The following is a 6963-nucleotide window of genomic DNA, read 5'->3' on the forward strand; positions in this document are numbered from 1 at the left end:
GCAGCGGCGGCGCCAAAGCCCCTCCGTCAGCCCTACGGGCTGCCACCTCCCCATCGCTGCGCGACGGGAGGATCGTCTGCCGCGATTTAACTGGGTGTTAGATTCCCGATCTCGGCGCTAACAATCGTCGTCCATGCGACCCGAGATACTCAATCCGCTCTTTGCCGCGCTCACCGACCTGAAAGGGGTGGGGCCGCAGCTTGCCAAGCCGCTCACCCGGCTGGGGCTCGAACGGGTCGTCGACGTGCTGTTCCATTTGCCGACGGGATTGATCTCGCGCTTCCCCGTCGAACGGCTCGATGAAGCGCAGGCGGGACAGACAATCATCGTCCAACTGACCGCACAGGATTATCGTCCGGGTCGAAGCCCGCGTGCGCCGTTCGGGGTCGAAGCGTTCGACGATGCGGGCGATCATGTCCGGCTCGTCTATTTCGGGCGGACGTCGGGGCTCGCGCGCAAGCTCTTCCCGCTCGGCGAGAAGCGCCGCGTGTCGGGGCGGCTCGATCTTTATGGCGACATGCGCCAGATCGTGCATCCCGACCAGGTTGTCGAACCGGGCGACGAGGGCGGTATCGCCGAGCATGAACCCGTATATCCGCTGACCGAAGGACTGACGAACGCGCGCCTGTCGCAGCTTGGACAGGTGGCGCTCGAGCGGCGGCCCGAGCTTGCCGAATGGATCGACGCGCCGCTGCTTGCCAGCCGCGGGTGGCCCGCGTGGCGTGAGGCGATGGCGCGTGCGCACGCCAGCCCGCGCGACGAGGCGGCGCGCGACCGGCTCGCCTATGACGAGATTTTTGCGAGCCAGGTCGCGCTGATGCTGATCCGGCAGGGCCTCAGGACGCGCAAGGGGAGGGCGATCGCCGGCGATGGCCGGTTGGCCGATGCGCTGAAATTGCCGTTCGGACTGACCGGTGCGCAGGAGCGCGTCGGGCGCGAGATCGCGGGCGACATGGCGCAGGACACGCCGATGCTGCGCATGCTGCAGGGCGACGTCGGATCGGGCAAAACGCTCGTCGCCTTGCGCGCGATGCTCGCGGCGGTCGAGGCAGGGACGCAGGCGGCACTGCTGGCGCCGACCGAAATCCTCGCGCGCCAGCATTTTTCGACCCTGCAGCGCATGCTTGCCGGCCTGCCCGTCAACCTTGCGATCCTCACCGGGCGCGACAAGGGCAAGGCACGCGAATCGACGCTGATGGGGCTTGCTGACGGCAGCATCGATATCCTCGTCGGCACCCACGCGATCTTTCAGCAGGCGGTGACGTACAAGGATCTGTCGCTGGTCGTCGTCGACGAGCAGCATCGCTTCGGCGTCGCACAGCGGTTGATGCTCACGCAAAAGGCGGCGCGCCCGCCGCACCTGCTCGTGATGACTGCGACCCCGATCCCGCGAACCCTGCTGCTCGCCAATCACGGCGAGATGGACGTGTCACGGCTCGACGAGATGCCGCCGGGGCGCACGCCGGTCGATACGCGCGTCGTTTCGGTCGACCGGCTCGACGAGGTCGTCGACGGGCTCGATCGGCATCTCGCGAGCGGGGCGCAGGCCTATTGGGTCTGCCCGCTCGTCGCCGAAAGCGAGATCAGCGAACTCGCCGCCGCCGAGGAGCGCGCGGCCTTGCTGCGCGAACGGCTGGGCGCGAGCCGGGTCGGACTGGTTCACGGGCGGATGAAGGGGCCCGAGAAGGATGACGTCATGGCGCGTTTCCAGGCGGGCGAAATCGGCGTCCTCGTCGCGACGACGGTGATCGAAGTCGGGGTCGATGTGCCCGCCGCCAGCCTGATGGTCGTCGAGCATGCAGACCGTTTCGGGCTCGCGCAGCTCCATCAGCTCCGCGGCCGCGTCGGTCGCGGCACGGCGAAATCGGTGTGCCTGTTGCTCCGTTCGCAGAACCTCTCCGAGACCGCGCGCGAACGGCTCGCGCTGATGCGCGAGACCAACGACGGTTTCGTGATTGCCGAGAAGGACCTTGAACTGCGCGGCGGCGGCGAACTGCTCGGGCTCAAGCAGTCGGGCGACGCCGATTACCGGCTCGCGACCCCCGAACAGCTGGTACGCCTGCTGCCGGTCGCGCACGACGATGCGCGGCTGTTCGTCGAACGCGACGGCGGGATGGAGGGCGCGAGGGCCGAAGCGGTACGCCTCTGCCTCTACCTGTTCGAACGCGATGCGGCGGTGCCGCTGCTGCGAAGCGGTTAGTTGACGTCGCCGCGTGCGCGCGTTTTTAGTTTACGTCGCCTCTGGCGCCCATGGCGCGGATCATCGGCAGATAATCTTCGACCGAGATCGATTTGTCGAATTGCACACCGGTCTTGCCGCCGATCGACCAGACGACCTTTGCCGCGATGCGGCCGACGATCGGCATGCGGAACACGACGAGGTCGCCGATCTCCAGCCCGCGTTCGAAGCGCATCAGCATGCCGTCGGCGCTGATATTGACGCAGGTGCACATTTCCTGCCGCCCGTCGGGCATGACGAAGGGCAGGCGGCAATAGACGTCGCTACGCGGAGCGATCCGCTGGTCGAGGCCGACATAATGGGCCTTGCTCGTGTCGATCTTGCGCATTTTCGTGGACCTTGTTGATTTGGCCATGACGATCCACCCGATTGCTGAAAAAGTCGTAAATGGGCTTGTGAGCGTTAACGGGTCACAAGGCCATGCTTTTTTGACCCGAGGCTCAGCGGAACCGGATCGGCGCCGGGCAGAATCCGGTGCTGCGGGTCGCGGACGACTTCGCCGTCGACTTTTACCGCGCCCTCTTCGAGCTTGCGGCGCGCTTCCTTGTTCGACGCGGTGAAACCGAGCTCGCGTAGCGCCTCGACGACGCTGATCCCCCCGGCGGGCGCGACAGCCTGCGGAAGGTCGCCACCGATCTGCCCCTTTTCAAAGGTTTGTGTCGCGGTCTCGGCCGCAGCCTTCGCGGCCTCTTCGCCGCGGCACATCGCGGTCGCTTCGTTCGCGAGGACTTTCTTCGCCTCGTTGATCTCGGCGCCCTCGAGCGCTTCTAACCGCGCGATCTCGCCCAGCGGCAGGTCGGTGAACAGCTTCAGGAACTTGCCGACATCGCGGTCGTCGCAGTTGCGCCAATATTGCCAATAATCAAAATGGGACAGTTGTGCGGGATTAAGCCACACCGCGCCAGCGGCAGTTTTGCCCATTTTTGCCCCTGCGGCGGTCGTCAGCAGCGGAGTCGTGAGACCGTAGAGGTCGGCGCCGTCCATCCGGCGGCCGAGTTCCATGCCGTTGACGATATTGCCCCACTGGTCCGATCCGCCCATTTGCAAGCGGACGGCCATGTCCTTTGACAGGTGACGGAAATCATAGCCCTGAAGGATCATGTAGTTGAATTCGAGGAAGGTCATCGGCTGCTCGCGCTCGAGCCGCAGCTTGACCGAATCGAAGGTCATCATGCGGTTGATCGTGAAGTGGGTGCCCACTTCCTGCAGCAGCTCGATATAACCGAGCTGGCCGAGCCAGTCGTGGTTGTTCACCATCACCGCGTCGGTCGGCCCGTCGCCGAAGGAGAGGAATTGCTGGAAGATGCTGAAGATCGACGCGATGTTTGCGGCGATTGTCTCGTCCGACAGCATCTTGCGGCTCTCGTCGCGCCCGGTCGGGTCGCCGATCCGTGTCGTCCCGCCGCCCATCAGCACAACGGGCTTGTGCCCCGTCTGCTGCAGGCGGCGCAGCATCATGATCTGGACGAGGCTGCCGACATGCAGGCTGGGCGCGGTTGCGTCGAAACCGATATATCCGGGGACGACCTGTTTCGCGGCGAGCGCATCGAGCCCTTCCGCGTCGGTCGTCTGATGGATATAGCCTCGCTCGTCGAGCAGGCGCAGCAGGTCGGATTTGTAACTGGTCATAGCGGGCGGGCGCTTAGCATGGGGTTTGATATTTGGATAGCATGCGCAGGGACCTGATCTGTCATCCGGACACCCCGGGAAAGGCTGTGCGCGCCGTGGCGGTCGAAATCGGCCTGTCGTTCGACGACGGTTTTGCGCTGCGCTTTATCGTCGAGGGGGCGATCGGACAATTGGTGCTGCCCGACGGGCGGGGCGAACTCGTGATCGCCGACAGCGCGACCGACGGATTGTGGGAAAGCACCTGTTTCGAAGCCTTCCTGACCGAAGAGGGCGAGCCCGATTATACCGAATTCAACTATTCGCCCGACGGGCGCTGGGCCTGTTACCAGTTCGACGATTATCGCTCGCTGCTGCGTTCCGACGATCTCGCGCCGTGGGAAATGGCGGCGGAGAAGGGCGATCAGAACTATGCCTTACGCGTCGAACCCGGGATTTTTCCCGACAATGGGGCGCGGCTCGCGCTGTCGGCGGTGATCGAGGAAGTCGACGGCACCAAAAGCTATTGGGCGCTCGCGCACCCACCCGGCAAGCCCGACTTCCATCATCCCGATTGCTTTGCGCTCACGCTTGGGGCACCCGACGCGGCATGACTGTTCACTTCGGCATCGATCGCCTGCTCGCCGACCCGGCGCTTCGCAAACCGCTCGAAGGAAAGCGCGTCGCGCTGCTCGCGCACCCCGCCTCGGTCACTGCCGACCTGACGCACAGTCTCGATGCGCTGGTCGCTTCGGGGCTCGATATCATGGCGGTGTTCGGGCCGCAGCATGGCGTTCGGGGTGACCTTCAGGACAATATGATGGAGTCGCCCGACTTCACCGATCCGACGTACGGCATGCCGGTGTTCAGCCTTTATGGCGACGTCCGGCGGCCGAGCGGGCAGTCGATGCACACCTTCGACGTCATCCTGATCGACCTGCAGGACCTCGGCTGCCGCATTTATACCTATGTGACGACCCTGCTCTACATCCTCGAAGCCGCGGCCGAGCACGGCAAGGCGGTGTGGGTGCTCGACCGGCCCAATCCGGCGGGACGTCCCGTCGAGGGCACGCGGCTCCTGCCCGGCTGGGAAAGCTTCGTCGGCGCAGGGCCGATGGTGATGCGGCATGGCCTCACGATGGGCGAGATGGGACACTGGTTCATCCGCCATTTCGGGCTCGACGTCGATTACCGCGTGATCGCGATGGAGGGCTGGGAGCCCGACGGTCCGGGCTTCGGCTGGCCCGAAGGGCGCGTCTGGATCAACCCGAGCCCCAATGCCGCCAACGTCAACATGGCGCGCGCCTATGCCGGCACGGTGATGGTCGAGGGTGCGACTTTGAGCGAGGGCCGGGGCACGACGCGTCCGCTCGAGCTATTCGGTGCGCCCGACATCGACGCCAAGGCGGTGATCGCCGAAATGCACCGCCTTGCGCCCGAATGGCTGGCGGGGTGCAAGCTGCGCGATATCTGGTTCCAGCCGACCTTTCACAAGCATGTCGGGCAGCTCAACAGCGGCGTCCATATCCATGCCGAGGGCGCGTGGTACGATCATGCGGCCTTTCGCCCGTGGCGCGTGCAGGCGCTCGGCTTCAAGGCGATCCGCGGCCTCTATCCAGACTATCCGATCTGGCGCGGCAAGGATTTCAAATATGAATATACCGACGATGTGCTCGCGATCGATGTGATTAACGGCGGCCCGGGGCTGCGCTTGTGGGTCGACGATACGCGTGCGACGCCCGGCGATCTTGACGCGCTGGCGCTGCCCGACGAAGCGGGATGGCGCGCAGAAATCGCGGACTTGCTGATTTACTGACAAGAGGGGAAGTCGATGCACCGACGGCAATTTCTGGGCACTGCGGCACTCGGCGGACTGGCCGCCAGCCTGCCGGTTTCGGCGTTTGCGGCAGACACGGCGGGTCTTCCCGACCTTGCCGCGAAAGCGGTTCCCATCGGCAAGGCCGAGCGCATGGCGCGGATCGCCAGGGCGAAGGATCTGATGCGCGCGAACGATATCGGCGCGCTGCTGATCGAACCCGGATCGAGCCTCATCTATTTCACCGGTGTGCGCTGGTCGCGGAGCGAGCGGCTGACCGCCGCGGTGCTGACGCGCGAGGGCGAAATCGCGGTGATCACGCCCTTCTTCGAAGAACCGTCGGTCCGCGAAAGCCTGGCAGTCGATGCCAAGGTGCTGACGTGGAACGAGGACGAGAATCCGCTCGCCGCCGTCGCCGCCTGGCTGGGCAAGCGCGGGCTGACGAAAGGGCGGATCGGGGTTGAGGAAACGGTGCGCTATTTCGCCGTCGATGGCCTCGAAAAGGCGATGCCGGGGATCACCGTCGTCAACGGCGCGCCGGTGGTGCGCGGCTGCCGCATGCACAAATCGCCGGCCGAGATCGCGCTGATGCAGATCGCATCGAACATCACGATCGCTGCCTACCGCCATACCGCGCCGCGCGTCGAGGCGGGAATGAGTCGCGACGAGGTCGGCGCGATCATGGCCGCTGCGACGGCGGCGCTGGGCGGAAAGGGCGGATTCGAGCTGATCCTGCTCGGCGAGGCGAGCGCCTATCCGCACGGGAGCGGCAAGCCGCAGATGGTGCGCGAGGGCGAGGTCGTGCTGATGGACTGCGGCACGACCGTGCACGGCTATCAGTCGGATATTTCGCGGACGTTCGTCTTCGGCAAGGCGAGCGCGCGCCAGCGGCAGGTCTGGGACCAGATGCGCAAGGGGCAGGACGTCGCCTTTGCCGCGGCAAAGCTCGGCACCCCGGCAGGCGCGATCGACGATGCGGTGCGCGCCTATTACCAGGGTCTCGGCTGGGGCCCCGGCTACAAGCTTCCCGGCACCTCGCATCGCACCGGCCACGGCATCGGCCTCGACGGGCATGAGCCGGTCAACCTTGTGCACGGCGAGACGACGAAGCTGGCGCCCGGCATGTGCTTTTCGAACGAACCCGGCATCTATATCCCCGGCGAGTTCGGCATCCGGCTCGAGGATTGTTTCTATATGACCGACAGCGGGCCGAAATGGTTCAGCGAGCCGCCGCCGTCAATCGACGCGCCGTTCGACTGACGCGCACCCGGTTCCCGAAGTCCGTTTGTGCTGAGCCTGTCGA

6 protein-coding genes are annotated in these 6963 nt (G+C 65.5%); 4 read left to right on the forward strand and 2 right to left on the reverse strand.

The window, feature by feature from the left end:
• Window positions 1-133 precede the first annotated feature (133 nt).
• Complete coding sequence (gene recG, locus VGD20_RS20615; RefSeq protein ID WP_331136242.1) at window positions 134-2200, forward strand: ATP-dependent DNA helicase RecG; 2067 nt, start codon at window positions 134-136, stop codon at window positions 2198-2200.
• Window positions 2201-2225: 25 nt separating this feature from the next.
• Here the strand turns inward: recG and VGD20_RS20620 are convergent, their stop codons facing one another.
• Together VGD20_RS20620 and tyrS are read right to left on the reverse strand one after the other, a co-directional pair.
• Window positions 2226-2567 (reverse strand): PilZ domain-containing protein, encoded by a 342-nt coding sequence (locus VGD20_RS20620; protein WP_039576180.1) that lies wholly within the window; start codon window positions 2565-2567, stop codon window positions 2226-2228.
• Window positions 2568-2641: 74 nt separating this feature from the next.
• On the reverse strand, window positions 2642-3868 hold the full coding sequence (tyrS, locus tag VGD20_RS20625) for a tyrosine--tRNA ligase (protein ID WP_331136243.1): 1227 nt from the start codon (window positions 3866-3868) through the stop codon (window positions 2642-2644).
• A 95-nt stretch (window positions 3869-3963) separates the two neighbouring features.
• Between tyrS and VGD20_RS20630 the strand changes: the two genes are divergently transcribed.
• From VGD20_RS20630 to VGD20_RS20640, 3 genes are read left to right on the forward strand one after another with little or no spacing between them, the layout of a single operon-like run.
• Entirely contained in the window at window positions 3964-4458 is a 495-nt protein-coding gene (locus tag VGD20_RS20630; protein ID WP_331136244.1) for a DOMON-like domain-containing protein, read from the forward strand.
• Window positions 4455-5660 (forward strand): DUF1343 domain-containing protein, encoded by a 1206-nt coding sequence (locus VGD20_RS20635; protein ID WP_331136245.1) that lies wholly within the window; start codon window positions 4455-4457, stop codon window positions 5658-5660. The genes VGD20_RS20630 and VGD20_RS20635 overlap by 4 nt, the downstream gene beginning before the upstream one ends.
• A 15-nt stretch (window positions 5661-5675) precedes the next feature.
• Window positions 5676-6920, forward strand: a complete 1245-nt coding sequence (locus VGD20_RS20640) for a Xaa-Pro peptidase family protein (protein WP_331136246.1) — start codon at window positions 5676-5678, stop codon at window positions 6918-6920.
• Window positions 6921-6963: the final 43 nt, after the last annotated feature.

The organism is Sphingopyxis sp. (assembly GCF_036402335.1).
GTDB lineage: Bacteria > Pseudomonadota > Alphaproteobacteria > Sphingomonadales > Sphingomonadaceae > Sphingopyxis.

Coding starts and splice junctions, on each gene's coding strand:
- VGD20_RS20640 (WP_331136246.1), top strand. CDS start 5,676: ATGCACCGACGGCAATTTCTGGGCACTGCGGCACTCGGCGGACTGGCC.
- tyrS (WP_331136243.1), bottom strand. CDS start 3,868: ATGACCAGTTACAAATCCGACCTGCTGCGCCTGCTCGACGAGCGAGGC.
- VGD20_RS20635 (WP_331136245.1), top strand. CDS start 4,455: ATGACTGTTCACTTCGGCATCGATCGCCTGCTCGCCGACCCGGCGCTT.
- recG (WP_331136242.1), top strand. CDS start 134: ATGCGACCCGAGATACTCAATCCGCTCTTTGCCGCGCTCACCGACCTG.
- VGD20_RS20620 (WP_039576180.1), bottom strand. CDS start 2,567: ATGCGCAAGATCGACACGAGCAAGGCCCATTATGTCGGCCTCGACCAG.